The organism is Burkholderia sp. 28_3 (assembly GCF_003253915.1).
GTDB lineage: Bacteria > Pseudomonadota > Gammaproteobacteria > Burkholderiales > Burkholderiaceae > Burkholderia > Burkholderia cenocepacia.
The window spans coordinates 49,126-66,424 of record NZ_QKZF01000028.1; the positions used below are offsets into that span (position 1 = coordinate 49,126).

A 17,299-nucleotide genomic window follows, 5' to 3' on the forward strand; every position below is an offset into this window, starting at 1 on the left:
GGGTGCTCATGAACGTGCTGGTCGAACTGGTCGCGTTTGCGGTGGCGATCGGGGTACTGGTCGTCGTGCATGAGTACGGACATTATCGCGTCGCGCGCTGGTGCGGCGTGAAGGTGCTGCGTTTCTCGATCGGCTTCGGCCAGCCCGTCGCGCGCTGGGTCAGCCGCCGGACGGGCACCGAGTGGACGCTGTCCGCGCTGCCGCTCGGCGGCTACGTGAAAATGCTCGACGAGCGCGATCCGGGCCCCGGCATTCCGCCCGAGGTGCTCGGCCAGGCATTCAACCGCCAGTCGGTCTACAAGCGCATCGCGATCGTCGCGGCCGGGCCGATTGCGAACTTCCTGCTGGCAATCGCGCTGTTCTCCCTCGTATTCGCCACCGGCGTGACCGAACCGACCGCGATCGTCGCGCCGCCGGCCGCCGGCACCGCGGCGGCCCGCGCGGGCTTCGACGGCAGCGAGACGATCGTGTCGATCCGCAATGCGCAGGGCGGCGAGTCCGAACCGGTGCGATCGTGGTCGGACCTGCGCTGGAAGCTGCTGTCGGCCGCGTTCGACCATCGCGAGGTCGTGCTCGGCGCGCGCGACGGCAATGCGACGTTCGATTTCCGCGTCGATCTCCGCAACGTACCCGACAGCCAGCTCGACGACGACTTCATGGCCCATCTGGGCTTCGAGGCCGGCGGCGGCACGTTGTCGGTCGCGTCGGTGCAGCCGGGCAGCGCGGCGGAACAGGCCGGCCTGAAGGTCGGCGACAAGCTGGTCGCGCTCGACGGCAAGCCGATCGGCGGCGCGTCGCGCTTCATCGACACGGTGAAGCACCATGCGGGCAAGCCGCTCGACCTGCAGATCGAACGCAACGGCGCCGCGCAGACGGTCGCGATCGTGCCGCAGATGCAGCGCGACGACGAATCGGGGCAGCAGGTCGGTCGCATCGGCGCGGCGCTGTCGATGCACGCCCCGTCGGTGGACGTGCGCTACGGGCCGATCGAGAGCCTGCGGCTCGGCGCGCACCGCACGTGGGACATTTCCGTGTATTCGCTGAAGATGTTCGGGCGGATGATCACGGGCAACGCGTCGCTGAAGAACCTGTCCGGCCCGGTGACGATCGCCGACTACGCAGGCAAGAGCGCGCGGCTCGGTCCGTCGGCGTTCCTGTCGTTCCTCGCCCTTGTCAGCATTAGCCTTGGCGTCCTGAACTTGTTGCCGATTCCCGTTTTGGACGGGGGGCATCTGTTATATTATGCGGTTGAAGCCGCGACCGGGAAAGCCGTCTCGGAGCGCTGGCAGCTGATTCTGCAAAGAGCCGGGTTGATCTGCATCGTCGCATTGTCGGCGATCGCGCTGTTCAACGATCTGGCTCGGTTAATCCATTTCTGAAGCGTCAGGCGGCGGCCGCTGGCCAGCCGCCCGATTTGATGCAGCTAAATATTGGGGATGCATGTTGTTCAAACCTCATCGCTTTGTACCTAAGACAGTTGCAGCGGCCGCGCTCGCCGCGCACGGCCTCGCGGCGCATGCAGCGGCACCGTTCGTGGTGCAAGACATCAAGATCGAGGGGCTGCAGCGCGTCGAAGCGGGTTCGGTGTTCGCCTATCTGCCGATCAAGCAGGGCGATACCTTCACGGACGACAAGGCATCCGAAGCAATCCGCGCGTTGTACGCGACGGGCTTTTTCAACGACGTGCGCATCGCCACGCAGGGCAACGTCGTGATCGTGCAGGTGCAGGAGCGTCCGGCCATCGCGTCGATCGACTTCACCGGCACGAAGGAATTCGACAAGGACAACCTGACGAAGGCGCTGCGCGCGGTCGGCCTCGCCGATGGCCGCTACTACGACAAGGCGCTCGTCGACAAGGCGGAGCAGGAGCTCAAGCGCCAGTACCTGACGCGCGGCTTCTATGCGGCCGAGGTCAAGACGACGATCACGCCGGTCGACGCGAACCGCGTGTCGATCCTGTTCGCGGTGGCCGAAGGCCCGAGCGCGAAGATCCGCCAGATCAACTTCATCGGCAACAAGGCGTTCAGCACCAGCACGCTGCGCGACGAGATGCAGCTGTCGACGCCGAACTGGTTCTCCTGGTACACGAAGAACGACCTGTACTCGAAGGAAAAGCTCACGGGCGACCTCGAAGCGGTGCGCTCGTACTACCTGAACCGCGGTTACCTCGAGTTCAACATCGAGTCGACCCAGGTGTCGATCTCGCCGGACAAGAAGGACATGTACCTGACGGTCACGCTGCACGAAGGCGAGCCGTACACGGTGTCGGGCATCAAGCTGTCGGGCAACCTGCTCGATCGCGAGGCCGAACTCAACAAGCTGATCAAGATCAAGCCGGGCGACCGTTTCTCGGCCGAAAAGCTGCAGCAGACCACCAAGTCGATCGTCGACAAGCTCGGTGAATACGGCTACGCATTCGCGACCGTCAACGCGCAGCCGGACATCGACCAGGCGAACCACAAGGTCAACCTGAACCTCGTCGTCGATCCGAGCCGCCGCGTGTACGTGCGCCGCATCAACGTGGTCGGCAACACGCGCACGCGCGACGAAGTGGTGCGCCGCGAAATGCGCCAGCTCGAAAGCTCGTGGTTCGACTCGAACCGCCTCGCGCTGTCGAAGGACCGCGTGAACCGCCTCGGCTACTTCACCAACGTCGACGTGACGACGGTGCCGGTCGACGGCACGAACGACCAGGTCGACGTGAACGTGAAGGTCGACGAAAAGCCGACCGGCGCGATCACGCTGGGTGCCGGTTTCTCGTCGACGGACAAGGTCGTGCTGTCGGCCGGCGTGTCGCAGGACAACGTGTTCGGTTCGGGCACGAGCCTGTCGGTGAACGTCAACACCGCGAAGAGCTACCGCACGCTGACCGTCACGCAGGTCGACCCGTACTTCACGGTCGACGGCATCAAGCGGATCACGGACGTCTACTACCGCACGTACCAGCCGCTTTACTACTCGACGAGCTCGAGCTTCCGGATCATCAGCGCGGGCGGCAACCTGAAGTTCGGCATTCCGTTCTCGGAAGTCGACACCGTGTACTTCGGTGCGGGCTTCGAGCAGAACCGCCTCGACGTCGATTCGAACACGCCGCAGAGCTACCAGGATTACGTGAACGAGTTCGGCCGCGTGTCGAACACGGTGCCGCTGACGGTGGCATGGTCGCGCGACGCGCGTGACAGCGCGCTGATTCCGAGCCGCGGCTACTTCACGCAGGCGAACATCGAATACGGCGTGCCGGTCGGCAAGATCCAGTACTACAAGGCCGACCTGCAGGCGCAGTACTACTATTCGTTCTCGCGCGGCTTCATCCTGGGCCTGAACCTGCAAGGCGGCTACGGTAACGGTATCGGCAACCCGTACCCGATCTTCAAGAACTACTACGCGGGCGGTATCGGCTCCGTGCGGGGTTACGAGCCGAGCTCGCTGGGCCCGCGCGACACGAAGACGAACGACCCGATCGGCGGTTCGAAGATGCTGGTCGGCAACATCGAGCTGACGTTCCCGCTGCCGGGCACCGGTTACGACCGCACGCTGCGCGTGTTCACGTTCCTCGACGGCGGTAACGTGTGGGGCAACGCGCCGGGCGGCACGAGTACGGGCGCCAACGGCCTGCGCTACGGCTACGGTGTGGGTCTCGCGTGGATCTCGCCGATCGGCCCGCTGAAGCTGAGCCTCGGCTTCCCGCTGCAGAAGCACGAAGGCGACCAGTACCAGAAATTCCAGTTCCAGATCGGGACGGCGTTCTGAACGAACGCATGACAACAGCAACGAGAGGGTAATTTTGCTAACCGGTAAGTTTTCGAAACGAGTGATGTGCGCGCTGACCGTTGCGCTGGCCCTGGGCGCGGCAACGGTGCACGCACAGGACGTCGCCCGCATCGCGGCGGTCAATTCGGATCGGATCCTGCGCGAGTCGGCACCCGCGAAGGCGGCGCAGACGAAGCTCGAAGCCGAGTTCGCGAAGCGTGACAAGGATCTGCAGGACCTGGCGGCACGCCTGAAGTCGATGTCCGATTCGCTGGACAAGAACGGCACGTCGCTGTCGGCGGCCGATCGCGCGCAGAAGCAGCGTGATCTGGCGCAGCTCGATACCGACTTCCAGCGCAAGCAGCGCGAGTTTCGCGAAGACCTGAACCAGCGTCGCAACGAAGAATTGGCGGCCGTGCTGGACAAGGCGAACAAGGTCATCAAGCAGATCGCCGAGCAGCAGAATTACGACCTGATCGTGCAGGAAGCCGTGTACGTCAGCCCGCGCATCGACATCACCGACAAGGTGCTCAAGGCGCTCGCGTCCGGCTCGACGAACTGAACGGAGCAGACGACGAATGGCATTGACGCTTGAGGAACTCGTAAAACGGTTCGGCGGCGAGATCGCCGGCGACGCACAGTGCAAGGTGGGCGGGCTCGCACCGCTCGACCAGGCGGGCCCTCAACAGCTCGCGTTCCTCGCGAACCCGAAGTACCTGTCGCAGGTCGAATCGACCCGTGCCGGTGCGGTCCTGATCGCACCGAAGGATCTGGAAAAGCTGGGCGCGGCCGCCGCCGGTCGCAATTTCATCGTGACGCCGAATCCGTACGCGTACTTCGCGCGCGTCGCGCAGATGTTCATCGATCTGGCCACGCCGCCGCGCGCGGCCGGCGTGCATCCGAGCGCGACGATCGATCCGGCCGCGACGGTCGCCGCGACCGCGGTGATCGGCCCGCACGTGACGATCGAGGCCGGCGCGGTGATCGAAGACGGCGTGCAGCTCGACGCGAACGTATTCGTCGGCCGCGGCACGACGATCGGCGCCGGCTCTCATTTCTATCCGAATGCATCGGTGTACCACGGCTGCAAGATCGGCCCGCGCGCGATCGTCCATGCGGGCGCCGTGATCGGCTCCGACGGCTTCGGCTTCGCACCGGATTTCGTCGGCGACGGCGACGCGCGCACCGGCAGCTGGGTCAAGATCCCGCAGGTCGGTGGCGTGACGATCGGCCCGGACGTCGAAATCGGCGCGAACACGACGATCGATCGCGGCGCGATGGCGGATACCGTCATCGAGGAATGCGTGAAGATCGACAACCAGGTCCAGATCGGCCACAACTGCCGGATCGGCGCGTACACCGTGATCGCCGGCAGCGCCGGCATCGCGGGCAGCACGACGATCGGCCGCCACTGCATGATCGGTGGCGCGGCCGGGATCGCCGGCCACGTGACGCTCGGCGACTACGTGATCATCACCGCGAAGTCGGGCGTATCGAAGTCGCTGCCGAAAGCCGGCATCTACACCAGCGCGTTCCCGGCCGTCGACCACGGCGAATGGAACAAGAGCGCCGCGCTCGTGCGCAACCTCGACAAGCTGCGCGAGCGCATCAAGGCGCTCGAAGCCGCGCTCGCCGCCCAGGGCGGCACCCACGCCTGAGCGCATCATGCGAGACCACGAACCGGGCACGGCCAGCGCAACCGGCCCGGTTTGCCAGACTGGGCCGCGCGGCGGCCCGCTTCAGCCTTTGCATCACCACCGCGCAGCCTCTGCGTGAGACGAACCATCATGAGCACTGAAAAAATCAACCTCGACATCCACAAGATCCTCACGCTGCTGCCGCATCGCTACCCGATTCTGCTCGTCGATCGCGTGCTCGAACTCGAACCGCACAAAGGGATCAAAGCGCTGAAGAACGTGTCGATCAACGAGCCGTTCTTCCAGGGGCATTTCCCGAAGCGGCCGGTGATGCCGGGCGTGCTGATCCTCGAGGCGCTCGCGCAGGCCGCGGCGCTGCTGACGTTCGCGGAAGAGCAGCCGAAGGATCCGGAGAACACGCTGTATTACTTCGTCGGGATCGACGGCGCGCGCTTCAAGCGCGTGGTCGAACCGGGCGACCAGCTGATTCTGAACGTGACGTTCGAGCGCTACATCCGCGGCATCTGGAAGTTCAAGGCGGTGGCGGAAGTGGACGGCAAGGTGGCGGCGGAAGCCGAACTGATGTGCACGGTCAAGACGGCCGACGCGGCGCCCTGAGCGACGCGGCACGCATGGATAACGTAACGCGAGCAACGCGACACATCATATCGAGAGGCAACGGCGCATGACCAGGATTCATCCTACCGCGATCGTCGAGCCGGGCGCGCAGATCGACGAATCGGTCGAGATCGGCCCGTACGCGATCGTCGGCCCGCACGTCACGATCGGCGCGCGCACGACGATCGGCTCGCACAGCGTGATCGAAGGCCATACGACGCTCGGCGAGGACAACCGCATCGGCCACTACGCGTCGGTCGGCGGTCGTCCGCAGGACATGAAGTACAAGGACGAGCCGACGAAGCTCGTGATCGGCAACCGCAACACGATCCGCGAATTCACGACGATCCACACGGGCACCGTGCAGGACGTCGGCGTGACGACGCTCGGCGACGACAACTGGATCATGGCCTACGTGCACATCGGCCATGACTGCCGCGTCGGCAACAACGTGATCCTGTCGAGCAACGCGCAGATGGCCGGTCACGTCGAGATCGGCGACTTCGCGATCATCGGCGGGATGTCGGGCGTGCACCAGTTCGTGCGCATTGGCGCGCACTCGATGCTGGGCGGCGCGTCGGCGCTCGTGCAGGACATCCCGCCGTTCGTGATCGCGGCGGGCAACAAGGCCGAGCCGCACGGGATCAACGTCGAAGGGCTGCGCCGGCGAGGCTTCTCGGCCGATGCGATCTCGGCGCTGCGCAGCGCGTACCGCGTGCTGTACAAGAACGGCCTGTCGCTCGAGGAGGCGAAGGTGCAACTGCGCGAGCTCGCGGGAGCGGGCGGCGACGGCGATGCACCGGTGAAGGCGCTCGTCGAGTTCATCGACGCGTCGCAACGCGGCATCATCCGCTAAGCGATGCCGCTCCCGACCAATCAGCTCCGGCTCGCGATGGTGGCTGGCGAGCCGTCGGGCGACCTGCTCGCGGCGTCGCTGCTCGGCGGGCTGCGCGAGCGGCTGCCCGAATCGGCCCAGTATTACGGGATCGGCGGGCAGCGCATGATCGCGCAGGGCTTCGACTCGCACTGGCAGATGGACAAGCTGACCGTGCGCGGCTATGTCGAGGCGCTGGGCCAGATTCCCGAGATCCTGCGGATTCGCGGCGAACTCAAGCGCCAGCTGCTCGCCGAGCGGCCGGACGCGTTCATCGGCGTCGACGCCCCCGATTTCAACTTCAGCGTCGAACAGGCCGCGCGCGACGCGGGCATCCCGTCGATCCACTTCGTGTGCCCGTCGATCTGGGCGTGGCGCGGCGGCCGGATCAAGAAGATCGCGAAGTCCGTCGATCACATGCTGTGCCTGTTTCCGTTCGAACCGGCGATTCTCGACAAGGCCGGCGTCGCCTCGACCTACGTCGGCCACCCGCTGGCCGACGACATCCCGCTCGAACCCGACACGCACGGCGCGCGCATCGCGCTGGGTCTGCCGGCCGACGGCCCCGTGATCGCGGTGCTGCCGGGCAGCCGGCGCTCGGAGATCGCACTGATCGGCCCGACGTTCTTCGCGGCGATGGCGCTGATGCAGCAGCGTGAGCCCGGCGTGCGGTTCGTGATGCCGGCGGCGACGCCCGCGCTGCGCGAACTGCTGCAGCCGCTCGTCGACGCCCATCCGCAACTCGCATTGACGATCACCGACGGCCGCTCGCAGGTCGCGATGACGGCCGCCGACGCGATCCTCGTGAAGAGTGGCACCGTCACGCTGGAAGCCGCGCTGCTGAAGAAGCCGATGGTGATCTCGTACAAGGTGCCCTGGCTGACCGGGCAGATCATGCGCCGGCAGGGCTACCTGCCGTATGTCGGCTTGCCGAACATCCTGGCGGGGCGCTTCGTCGTGCCCGAGCTGCTGCAGCATTTCGCGACGCCCGAGGCGCTCGCCGATGCGACGCTCACGCAGCTGCGCGACGACGCGAATCGCCGTACGCTGACCGAAGTGTTTACCGAAATGCATCTTTCGCTGCGGCAGAACACGGCCGCGAAGGCGGCCGAGGCCGTCGTGCGCGTGCTCGAGCAACGCAAGGGGCGCGCATGACCGCCGTCCGTGCACCGCGCCGCCGCGCGCCGAGCGACGGGCAGGGCGGTTTCGATTTCAGCCGCCCGGACGAGATCGTGTGCGGCGTCGACGAAGCGGGCCGCGGCCCGCTCGCGGGGCCGGTGGTGGCCGCCGCGGTGATCCTCGATCCGGCGTGGCCGATCGACGGGCTCGACGATTCGAAGGTGCTGTCCGCGAAGAAGCGCGACCTGCTGTACGACCTGATCGTCGCGCGTTCGCACGCGTATTGCGTCGCGTCGGCGAGCGTCGACGAGATCGATACGCTGAATATCCTGCACGCGACGATGCTCGCGATGAAGCGGGCCGTGGAAGGGCTGTCGGTGCTGCCGACGCTCGCGCAGATCGACGGCAACCGCTGCCCGACGCTGAGCGTGCGTGCCGAGGCGATCGTCAGCGGCGACGCGCTCGTGCCGAGCATCTCGGCCGCCTCGATCCTCGCGAAAGTCACGCGCGACCGCATGCTGGTCGACCTGCACGAACGCTTCCCGGTGTACGGCTTCAACGTGCATGCGGGCTACGGCACCGCGAAACACCTCGCCGCATTGCGCGAACATGGCCCGTGCGAAGCGCACCGGCGCTCGTTCGCGCCGGTTCGTGCGGCGCTTGATCTGATTCGATGAAAAGCATCACTTCCCGCGACAACCCGCTGTACAAGCGCCTGAAGGCGCTCGCGGGTTCGACGCCCCAGCAGCGCCGCAGCGGCCAGGCGCTGCTCGAAGGTTTCCATCTCGCGAGCGCGTATCTCGACACGGGTGCGACGCCCGAGCTGTGCGTCACGACCGAAGGTGCGCTTGGCCATGCCGAGGCGCAGGCGATCGTCGCGCGTATCGACGCGCAGCGGATCGTCACGCTGCCGGACGCGTTGTTCGGACAGTTGTCGAACGTCGTCAACGGCGTCGGCTTCCTGCTGCTGGTCGATCGGCCGGTGCACCCGCTGCCCGCACGCGTGACGGAGACGTCGGTCGTGCTCGACGGCGTGCAGGACGCCGGCAATGTCGGCTCGATCCTGCGCAGCGCGGCGGCGGCCGGCGTGCGTCACGTGTTCTGCGCGCCGGGGACGGCCTACGCGTGGTCGTCGAAGGTGCTGCGCTCGGGCATGGGCGCGCATTTCCTGCTGTCGATCCATGAGGACGTCGACGCCGGCGAGCTCTCCGGACGCCTCGCCGTACCGGTCGCGCTGACCGACTCGCACGGCGCGCAGGCCGTCTACGACTGCGACCTGTCGGCGCCCGTCGCATGGGTGTTCGGCAACGAAGGCGCAGGCGTGTCGGCCTTCTGGCGCGATGCGGCCACGCATCGCGTGACGATTCCGCAGCCGGGCGGAATGGAGTCGCTGAACGTTGCCGCGGCAGCAGCGGTGTGTCTGTTCGAGCAGGTGCGGCAGCAGCGGCCGGCGTGACGCCGCATGCGCGGCAGGTGCCGTAATACGAAAAAGGCCGCGTTCGACGCGGCCTTTTTGCTTTGGGCGGCGGCCAGACGGCCGCCAGCGCACCGACGCTCAGTACGACTGCCGGTCGAGACGGATTTCCTGCAGGATCGTCGTCGCGATTTCCTCGATCGACTTGTGCGTGGACGACAGCCACTTGATCCCTTCGCGACGCATCATCGCTTCGGCCTCGTTGATCTCGTAGCGGCAGTTCTCGGGCGCCGCGTACTTGCTGCCCGGCCGGCGCTCGTTGCGGATCTCCGACAGGCGCTGCGGGTCGATCGACAGCCCGAACAGCTTCTCGCTGTACGGCGACAGCGCCGACGGCAGCTTGCCGCGCTCGAAATCTTCCGGAATCAGCGGATAGTTGGCCGCCTTCACGCCGTACTGCATCGCGAGGTACAGGCTCGTCGGCGTCTTGCCGCTGCGCGACACGCCGACGAGGATCACGTCGGCTTCCGACAGGTTGCGGTTCGACTGGCCGTCGTCGTGCGCGAGCGAGAAATTGATCGCCTCGATCCGCGTCTTGTATTCCTCGGTGTCCGCGTTCTGGTGGCCGCGGCCCATCGCATGGCTCGACTTGAGCTCCAGTTCCTGCTCGAGCGGTTCGACGAAGCGCTGGAACATGTCGAGCACGAGCGCGTTCGAGCGTTTGACGATGTCGTTCGACTCGCTGTCGACGAGCGTCGTGAATACGATCGCGCGACGGCCGTCGTGCACGGCGGCCTCGTTGATCTTCTCGACGGTCGCATAGGCCTTGTCGAGCGAGTCGACGAACGGCACGCGCACGAGGCGGAATTTCTGGTCGAACTGGGAGAGGATCGAATGCGCGAAGGTTTCGGCAGTGATCCCGGTGCCGTCGGAGACGATGAATACGGTAGGCAGCATGAATCTGGGCGTCGAGCGTGAAGGGCGGTTGCGCGGGCGGCTGGAGGTTCGCCTCCAGACCCAGTGACAAGGTCGCGCCACATCCGGCAGCCGGCACGGTAGAATAGCGGCAACCTGTTGGATAAGCAATTGCGGGGGGCGGGGCGCGAACGGCGCCCGTGGCTGGGCCGCGCGATTCCAGAATTCCCGGCAAGTCTGGCGATTTGTCTGCAAATATCGCCCTTCTGCCGGGATTTTTGCAAATCGGGTCGGAAGATTTTCGCCGCTGCGAGTGTTTATCTAACAGGTTGCGCAAGACGCGCCGCGCCTTTTTGCAAGCGCCCGCGTTCGAGCCCACTTGCGCGATCGAGCATTTTTTTCACACTTAGGGGCTTGTATGACTAACGCAGCAAACGTCGCAAAGGACCAGGCGTATGTAATTCCGTTCGAGCAGTTGCGGATGACCGATGTGGAGATCGTGGGCGGCAAGAATGCGTCGCTCGGCGAGATGATCAGCCAGCTTTCCGAAGCAGGCGTTCGCGTACCCACCGGTTTCGCCACGACCGCGCTCGCGTTCCGCGATTTCCTCAAGCACAACGACCTCACCGATCGCATCGCCAAGCGTCTCGAGTCGCTCGACATCGACGACGTGAAGGCGCTCGCCGAAGCCGGCGCCGAAATCCGCAAGTGGATCGTCGACGCACCGCTGCAGCCGCGCCTCGAGCAGGAAATCCGCGCGCAGTTCGAAGTGCTGAAGAACGGCTCGCCGAGCGAGCTGTCGTTCGCCGTGCGCTCGTCCGCGACCGCGGAAGATCTGCCCGACGCATCGTTCGCCGGCCAGCAGGAGTCGTACCTGAACGTCGTCGGCATCGAGGACGTGCTCGACCGCATGAAGCACGTGTTCGCGTCGCTGTACAACGACCGCGCGATCTCGTATCGCGTGCACAAGGGCTTCACGCACGCCGAAGTCGCGCTGTCGGCCGGCGTGCAGCGCATGGTCCGCTCGGACGTCGGCGCCGCCGGCGTGATGTTCACGATCGATACCGAATCGGGCTTCAAGGACGCCGTGTTCATCACGTCGAGCTACGGCCTGGGCGAAACCGTCGTGCAGGGCGCGGTGAACCCGGACGAGTTCTACGTGTTCAAGACGACGCTCGCGCAGGACAAGTACCCGATCATCCGCCGCTCGATCGGCTCGAAGCTGATCAAGATGGAGTTCACGCAGCCGGGCGAACCGGGCCGCGTGAAGACGGTCGACGTGCCGCACGAGCAGCGCAACCGCTACTCGATCACGGATGAAGACGTGATCGAGCTGGCGAAGTACGCGGTCATCATCGAGAAGCACTACCAGCGTCCGATGGACATCGAGTGGGGCAAGGACGGCCGCGACGGCAAGATCTTCATCCTGCAGGCGCGTCCGGAAACGGTGAAGAGCCAGGCAACCGGCAAGGCCGAGCAGCGCTTCAAGCTGAAGGGCCAGTCGCAGGTGCTCGCGACGGGTCGCGCGATCGGCCAGAAGATCGGCGCGGGCCCCGTGCGCGTGATCCAGGACCCGTCGGAAATGGAACGCGTGCAGCCGGGCGACGTGCTGGTGGCCGACATGACCGACCCGAACTGGGAGCCGGTGATGAAGCGTGCGGCGGCGATCGTCACGAACCGTGGCGGCCGCACCTGCCACGCGGCGATCATCGCGCGTGAACTCGGCGTGCCGGCCGTCGTCGGCTGCGGCGATGCGACCGACATCCTGAAGGACGGCGCGCTCGTCACCGTGTCGTGCGCGGAAGGCGACGAAGGCAAGATCTACGACGGGCTGCTCGAGACGGAAGTCACGGAGGTGCAGCGCGGCGAACTGCCGGAAATCCCGGTCAAGATCATGATGAACGTCGGCAACCCGCAGCTCGCGTTCGACTTCTCGCAACTGCCGAACGGCGGTGTTGGCCTCGCGCGTCTCGAGTTCATCATCAACAACAACATCGGCGTGCACCCGAAGGCGATCCTCGAGTACCCGAACATCGACCAGGACCTGAAGAAGGCGGTCGAGAGCGTTGCGCGCGGTCACGCGTCGCCGCGCCAGTTCTACGTCGACAAGCTGACGGAAGGCGTCGCGACGATCGCGGCGGCGTTCTATCCGAAGCCCGTGATCGTGCGTCTGTCCGACTTCAAGTCGAACGAGTACAAGAAGCTGATCGGCGGTTCGCGTTACGAGCCAGACGAGGAAAACCCGATGCTGGGCTTCCGCGGCGCGTCGCGCTACATCGCCGAGGACTTCGCGCAGGCGTTCGAGATGGAATGCCGTGCACTGAAGCGCGTGCGTGACGAGATGGGCCTGACCAACGTCGAGATCATGGTGCCGTTCGTGCGGACCGTGAAGCAGGCGGAGCGCGTCGTCGGCCTGCTCGAGAAGTTCGGCCTGAAGCGCGGCGAAAACGGCCTGCGCCTCGTGATGATGTGCGAAGTCCCGACCAACGCGATTCTCGCCGAAGAGTTCCTGCAACACTTCGATGGTTTCTCGATCGGCTCGAACGACCTCACGCAGCTCACGCTCGGCCTCGACCGCGATTCGGGCATGGAGCTGCTGGCCGTCGACTTCGACGAACGCGACCCGGCCGTCAAGTTCCTGCTGAAGCGGGCGATCGATACCTGCCGCAAGATGGGCAAGTACGTCGGGATCTGCGGCCAGGGCCCGTCCGATCACCCGGACTTCGCGCAATGGCTGACGGACGAAGGCATCGTGTCGATCTCGCTGAACCCCGACACGATCATCGATACGTGGCAGGCGCTCGCCGCCAACCGCAAGTAACGAGCCGTGATGCAACTTCGGCGAAAGGGCGGTCCGCCGCGCTTTCGTTGAAGGCAAAATGCAAGGTTCGTGCTATAAACACCCCGGTAAGCACCGGGGTGTTTTTTTTCGTCGGTACTCGCCGGGCCGCCCCAAGGAGTGCCGACCGCTTCGCACAGCTGCGAGCGCAACGAATATAGTGAGCATCGGGGACGTTTTTCTGGAGACCACAATGATGTCGGGACATCTGTTCTGGTGGGTCGGGGGCGGCGTGCTGGTCGTGGCCGAATTGCTGACCGGTACGTTCTATCTGCTGATGATCGCGCTCGGCTTTCTCGCCGGCGGGCTGTTGCAACTGGCCGGTTTCGCGCCGCACGTGCAGTTCGGCGCGGCGGCCGCGGTCGCGATCGTCGCGATGATCGTGCTGCGCCGCTCGGGGCTCGGTCGCAAGCAGAAGCGCGACACGTCGACGAATCCCGACGTCAATCTCGATATCGGCTCGACCGTCACGGTCGACGCGTGGCGTGACGGCCGCGCACGCGTGCAATATCGCGGCGCCGACTGGGACGTCGAACTCGCGGCCGGCGAGCGCGACGATGCGCACGTGTACCAGGTGAGCGCCGTGCGCGGCAATTGCCTCGTGGTCGTGGCGAAACCCGCGGGCTGATCGTCCGCTGATACAACAAGGAGGGAATATTTCATGGATTCGCTGATCATCTGGGTTGTCCTGCTCGTCATCGCGATCGTGATCGTGTCGAAGACGGTGAAGATCGTGCCGCAGCAGCATGCATGGGTGCTCGAGCGCTTCGGGCGCTACCACGCGACGTTGTCGCCCGGCCTCAATATCGTGCTGCCGTTCGTCGATCGCATCGCGTACCGGCACGTGCTGAAGGAAATTCCGCTCGACGTGCCGAGCCAGGTCTGCATCACGCGCGACAACACGCAGTTGCAGGTGGACGGCGTGCTGTACTTCCAGGTGACCGATCCGATGAAGGCATCGTATGGATCGAGCAACTTCGTGCTGGCGATCACGCAGCTCGCGCAAACGACGTTGCGCTCGGTGGTCGGCAAGCTCGAACTCGACAAGACGTTCGAGGAACGCGATTTCATCAACCACAACATCGTGTCGGCGCTCGATCAGGCCGCGGCGAACTGGGGCGTGAAAGTGCTGCGCTACGAGATCAAGGACCTGACGCCGCCGAAGGAGATCCTGCACGCGATGCAGGCGCAGATCACCGCGGAGCGCGAAAAGCGTGCGCTGATCGCCGCATCCGAAGGTCGCAAGCAGGAGCAGATCAACCTCGCGTCGGGTGCGCGCGAAGCCGCGATCCAGAAGTCGGAAGGCGAGCGGCAGGCCGCGATCAATCAGGCGCAGGGCGAAGCCGCCGCGATTCTGGCGGTGGCCGAGGCGAACGCGCAGGCGATCCAGAAGATCGCGAGCGCGATCCAGTCGCAAGGCGGGATGGATGCGGTGAACCTGAAGGTCGCCGAGCAGTATGTCGGCGCGTTCTCGAATCTCGCGAAGCAGGGCAACACGCTGATCGTGCCGTCGAACCTGTCGGATCTCGGCACTGCAATTTCGTCGGCGCTGACGATCGTCAAGAGCGCGGGCGCGGCGTCGGTCGCGAAGGGCTGAGCCCGAAATCGATGCGCGCGCGGTTGCCGCGCACGCATCGTCGTGCGGCGAATCGTCGCGCGGCCGGGCGACCCGCCGCGCGATTCAGGCAGTTCAAAGCAACACGGCCCGCTTCGAGCGGGCCGTGTCGTTTGCGATGCGCGCGGGGTGTGTCAGGTGCCGGCGCGCATGATGCGTGCCTTCTCGCGTTCCCAGTCGCGTTTCTTCTCGGTTTCACGCTTGTCGTGCAGCTTCTTGCCCTTCGCGAGCGCGATGTCGCACTTCACGCGGCCGCCCTTGTAGTGGAAGTTCAGCGGCACGAGCGTGTAGCCGCGCTGCTCGACCTTGCCGATCAGCTTCTTGATTTCCTCGCGGTGCAGCAGCAGCTTGCGCGTGCGCACCGGGTCGGGCTTGATGTGCGTGGAGGCTTCGGGCAGCGGGCTGATATGGGTACCGATCAGGAAGATCTCGGCGTTCTTCACCACGACGTAGCCTTCCTTGATCTGGCCGCGCCCGGCGCGCAGCGCCTTGACTTCCCAGCCCTCCAGCACGAGCCCCGCCTCGTAGCGTTCCTCGATGTGATAATCGAAGTGCGCTTTCCTGTTGTCGATGATGCTCATGAAAGGATCGGGCCAACTCGTTTAAAATCACGATTTTAGCAAAGCAGGGCGGGAATCGCCCGGCTTGGCGTTCCCACTTTAAGCGATGCCGCGCGATTTATGGCAGATGTCCAGAAAACCGTATTGATCCGCCACTCGGCGGAACAGATGTTCGACCTCGTCACCGACGTGGCCGACTACCCCAATTTCCTGCCCTGGTGCGGCGGTGTCGAGATTCGCCGTCAGGACGAGAGCGGGATGGAAGCGCGCATCGACATCAACTTCAAGGGCATCAAGCAGCATTTCGCTACGCGCAACACGCAGCAGCGTCCGACCCGGATCGACATGGAGTTCGCGGACGGGCCGTTCAAGAAGTTCACGGGTTCGTGGCGCTTCATCCCGCTGCGCGCCGATGCGTGCAAGATCGAATTCGCGCTGCACTACGAGTTTTCGAGCATCCTGCTCGAGAAGATCATCGGGCCGGTGTTCAGCCACATCGCGAACACGTTCGTCGATTCGTTCGTGAAGCGCGCCGATCAACGCTACGGGAAGGGGTGACGCGATGCTGTCGATCGAAGTCTGCTACGCACTGCCGGACCGCCAGACGCTGATTCCGCTGTCGCTGCCCGAAGGCGCGACCGTGCGCTCGGCCATCGATGCGAGCGGCGTGCTCGCGCTGCATCCGGAGATCGATCTCGCGCACGCGAAGACGGGTGTCTACGGCAAGCTCGCGCCGCTCGATGCGCCGCTCGTCGATCACGATCGCGTCGAGATCTACCGCCCGCTGATCGTCGATCCGAAGCTCGCGCGCCAGCGGCGCGTCGACAAATCCCGCCGCGCCGGCTCGATCGAGGGCCGCAAGTGGATGCACAAGGACGCGCGCTGACGCGCGGTTCGCTCGGATTGGTCTGATCAAACGCCGCGGCGCTCAGTGCGCCGCGGCGTTTGCATTTGTCGATGCGCTGCCCGGCGTGTCGCCGTGCCGTCGCACCGAGCCGTACACGCCGGCGAGCAGCAGTACGAGCGCGGCGATCTCGAGCGCGTGCGGCATCCGCTGGTCGTACACGAACGCGTACAGCATCGCGAACACGGTTTCGAACACGATCAACTGGCCCGACAGCGTGAGCGGCAGCCGCTTCGACGCGGCATTCCACAGCCCGTTGCCGAGCCACGACGCGCCGATCGCGAGCACGAGATTCAGCAGCCAGAACAATTGCCAGCGCGATGCCGGGACGGCCGCCTGCACCGTGCCGGCAGGCACTGCGAGGATCGCGAGCCAGCAGAGCCCGCCGATCAAACCCGTCACGACACCCCACAGCACCGACCATTCGTTGCCGCCGAAGCGATGATGGCGCTGCAGGTAGCGCGCGTTCGCCACCGCATACCAGGTCCAGCTCGCGAGCGCGCCCGCCGCGCAGGCGATGCCCGCGAGCTTCTGGGCGAGCGTCGTGGCGTGCGCGGCTTCGGACGTGAACAGGTCGACGTTGATGCAGACGATGCCCGCGATCACCAGCGCGAGCGGGGCGGCGAGCCGCCGCAGCGGCACGGCGCCGTGGTCGCCGAGGCCCGCGAGCGTGACGGTCACGGGCAGTACGCCGACGATCAGGGAACTGGGCGCGATGCCGATCAGGTGCACGGCGCCGGACAGCAGCATGTAATACGCGACGTTGCCGACGACGGCGAGCTTCACCAGTGCGACGAGATCCTCGCGGGTCAGCCGCGCGAGCAGCGAGCGGGCGGCCGGCAACGCGGCCGCGAGCGACACGAGTCCGTACATCATATAGCGGCCGGCGCTCAGCAGCAGCGGCGAGAAATCGGTCAGCAGCCGCGGCACGAGAAACACCATGCCCCACAGGGCGCCTGCCAGGACACCGTACACCACGCCGCGCTGCATCGACCGCTCCGAACAAATGATTGACGTGCGCGCATCTTAGCGATGCCGTCGCGGCGGCGTCTTG

The 17,299-nt window shown here is 65.5% G+C and carries 17 protein-coding genes; 14 read left to right on the top strand and 3 right to left on the bottom strand.

The window, feature by feature from the left end:
* Positions 1-8 precede the first annotated feature (8 nt).
* The 9 genes from rseP to DFS13_RS35030 all read left to right on the top strand — a co-directional run bounded on the left by rseP (position 9) and on the right by DFS13_RS35030 (position 9,454).
* Entirely contained in the window at positions 9-1,379 is a 1,371-nt protein-coding gene (gene rseP, locus DFS13_RS34990; RefSeq protein ID WP_006483829.1) for an RIP metalloprotease RseP, read from the top strand.
* 61 nt (positions 1,380-1,440) lie between these two features.
* Positions 1,441-3,750, top strand: coding sequence for an outer membrane protein assembly factor BamA (gene bamA, locus DFS13_RS34995; RefSeq protein WP_006493237.1), 2,310 nt, complete (start codon positions 1,441-1,443; stop codon positions 3,748-3,750).
* 64 nt (positions 3,751-3,814) lie between these two features.
* Positions 3,815-4,312: an OmpH family outer membrane protein gene (locus DFS13_RS35000; RefSeq protein WP_006495557.1), complete on the top strand. Its 498-nt coding sequence runs from the start codon at positions 3,815-3,817 to the stop codon at positions 4,310-4,312.
* A gap of 16 nt (positions 4,313-4,328) precedes the next feature.
* Complete coding sequence (gene lpxD / locus DFS13_RS35005; protein WP_006483817.1) at positions 4,329-5,408, top strand: UDP-3-O-(3-hydroxymyristoyl)glucosamine N-acyltransferase; 1,080 nt, start codon at positions 4,329-4,331, stop codon at positions 5,406-5,408.
* Between the two features lie 129 nt (positions 5,409-5,537).
* The gene (fabZ, locus tag DFS13_RS35010; RefSeq protein ID WP_006495559.1) at positions 5,538-6,005 is read left to right on the top strand and encodes a 3-hydroxyacyl-ACP dehydratase FabZ; all 468 of its coding nucleotides are present in this window, start codon (positions 5,538-5,540) and stop codon (positions 6,003-6,005) included.
* Between the two features lie 67 nt (positions 6,006-6,072).
* Positions 6,073-6,861 carry an acyl-ACP--UDP-N-acetylglucosamine O-acyltransferase gene (gene lpxA / locus DFS13_RS35015; RefSeq protein WP_006483825.1) on the top strand — a complete coding sequence of 263 codons (789 nt, stop codon included), beginning with the start codon at positions 6,073-6,075 and terminating at the stop codon, positions 6,859-6,861.
* A gap of 3 nt (positions 6,862-6,864) precedes the next feature.
* Positions 6,865-8,034, top strand: coding sequence for a lipid-A-disaccharide synthase (gene lpxB, locus DFS13_RS35020; RefSeq protein ID WP_006483810.1), 1,170 nt, complete (start codon positions 6,865-6,867; stop codon positions 8,032-8,034).
* The gene (rnhB, locus tag DFS13_RS35025; protein ID WP_111442730.1) at positions 8,031-8,675 is read left to right on the top strand and encodes a ribonuclease HII; all 645 of its coding nucleotides are present in this window, start codon (positions 8,031-8,033) and stop codon (positions 8,673-8,675) included. The genes lpxB and rnhB overlap by 4 nt, the downstream gene beginning before the upstream one ends.
* Positions 8,672-9,454 carry an RNA methyltransferase gene (locus DFS13_RS35030; RefSeq protein WP_109341423.1) on the top strand — a complete coding sequence of 261 codons (783 nt, stop codon included), beginning with the start codon at positions 8,672-8,674 and terminating at the stop codon, positions 9,452-9,454. The genes rnhB and DFS13_RS35030 overlap by 4 nt, the downstream gene beginning before the upstream one ends.
* Positions 9,455-9,553: 99 nt before the next feature.
* Here the strand turns inward: DFS13_RS35030 and DFS13_RS35035 are convergent, their stop codons facing one another.
* On the bottom strand, positions 9,554-10,369 hold the full coding sequence (locus tag DFS13_RS35035) for a pyruvate, water dikinase regulatory protein (RefSeq protein WP_006483812.1): 816 nt from the start codon (positions 10,367-10,369) through the stop codon (positions 9,554-9,556).
* A gap of 376 nt (positions 10,370-10,745) precedes the next feature.
* Here DFS13_RS35035 and ppsA point away from each other — a divergent pair, with 376 nt between their 5' ends.
* The 3 genes from ppsA (at position 10,746) to DFS13_RS35055 (ending at position 14,763) form a co-directional block, all read left to right on the top strand.
* Entirely contained in the window at positions 10,746-13,148 is a 2,403-nt protein-coding gene (gene ppsA, locus DFS13_RS35045) for a phosphoenolpyruvate synthase (RefSeq protein ID WP_006483823.1), read from the top strand.
* A 211-nt stretch (positions 13,149-13,359) separates the two neighbouring features.
* A complete protein-coding gene (locus tag DFS13_RS35050; RefSeq protein ID WP_034201587.1) occupies positions 13,360-13,794 on the top strand; it encodes an NfeD family protein in 435 nt (144 codons plus the stop codon).
* A 33-nt stretch (positions 13,795-13,827) separates the two neighbouring features.
* The gene (locus tag DFS13_RS35055; RefSeq protein ID WP_006483815.1) at positions 13,828-14,763 is read left to right on the top strand and encodes an SPFH domain-containing protein; all 936 of its coding nucleotides are present in this window, start codon (positions 13,828-13,830) and stop codon (positions 14,761-14,763) included.
* A gap of 152 nt (positions 14,764-14,915) precedes the next feature.
* On the opposite strand, the gene smpB is transcribed toward DFS13_RS35055, so the two are convergent.
* Complete coding sequence (gene smpB, locus DFS13_RS35060) at positions 14,916-15,362, bottom strand: SsrA-binding protein SmpB (protein ID WP_006478511.1); 447 nt, start codon at positions 15,360-15,362, stop codon at positions 14,916-14,918.
* 99 nt (positions 15,363-15,461) lie between these two features.
* Between smpB and DFS13_RS35065 the strand changes: the two genes are divergently transcribed.
* Complete coding sequence (locus tag DFS13_RS35065) at positions 15,462-15,899, top strand: type II toxin-antitoxin system RatA family toxin (RefSeq protein WP_006483809.1); 438 nt, start codon at positions 15,462-15,464, stop codon at positions 15,897-15,899.
* A gap of 4 nt (positions 15,900-15,903) precedes the next feature.
* The gene (locus tag DFS13_RS35070; RefSeq protein ID WP_006478513.1) at positions 15,904-16,227 is read left to right on the top strand and encodes an RnfH family protein; all 324 of its coding nucleotides are present in this window, start codon (positions 15,904-15,906) and stop codon (positions 16,225-16,227) included.
* Positions 16,228-16,269: 42 nt separating this feature from the next.
* On the opposite strand, the gene DFS13_RS35075 is transcribed toward DFS13_RS35070, so the two are convergent.
* Positions 16,270-17,235 carry a DMT family transporter gene (locus tag DFS13_RS35075; protein ID WP_077020244.1) on the bottom strand — a complete coding sequence of 322 codons (966 nt, stop codon included), beginning with the start codon at positions 17,233-17,235 and terminating at the stop codon, positions 16,270-16,272.
* Positions 17,236-17,299 lie beyond the last annotated feature (64 nt).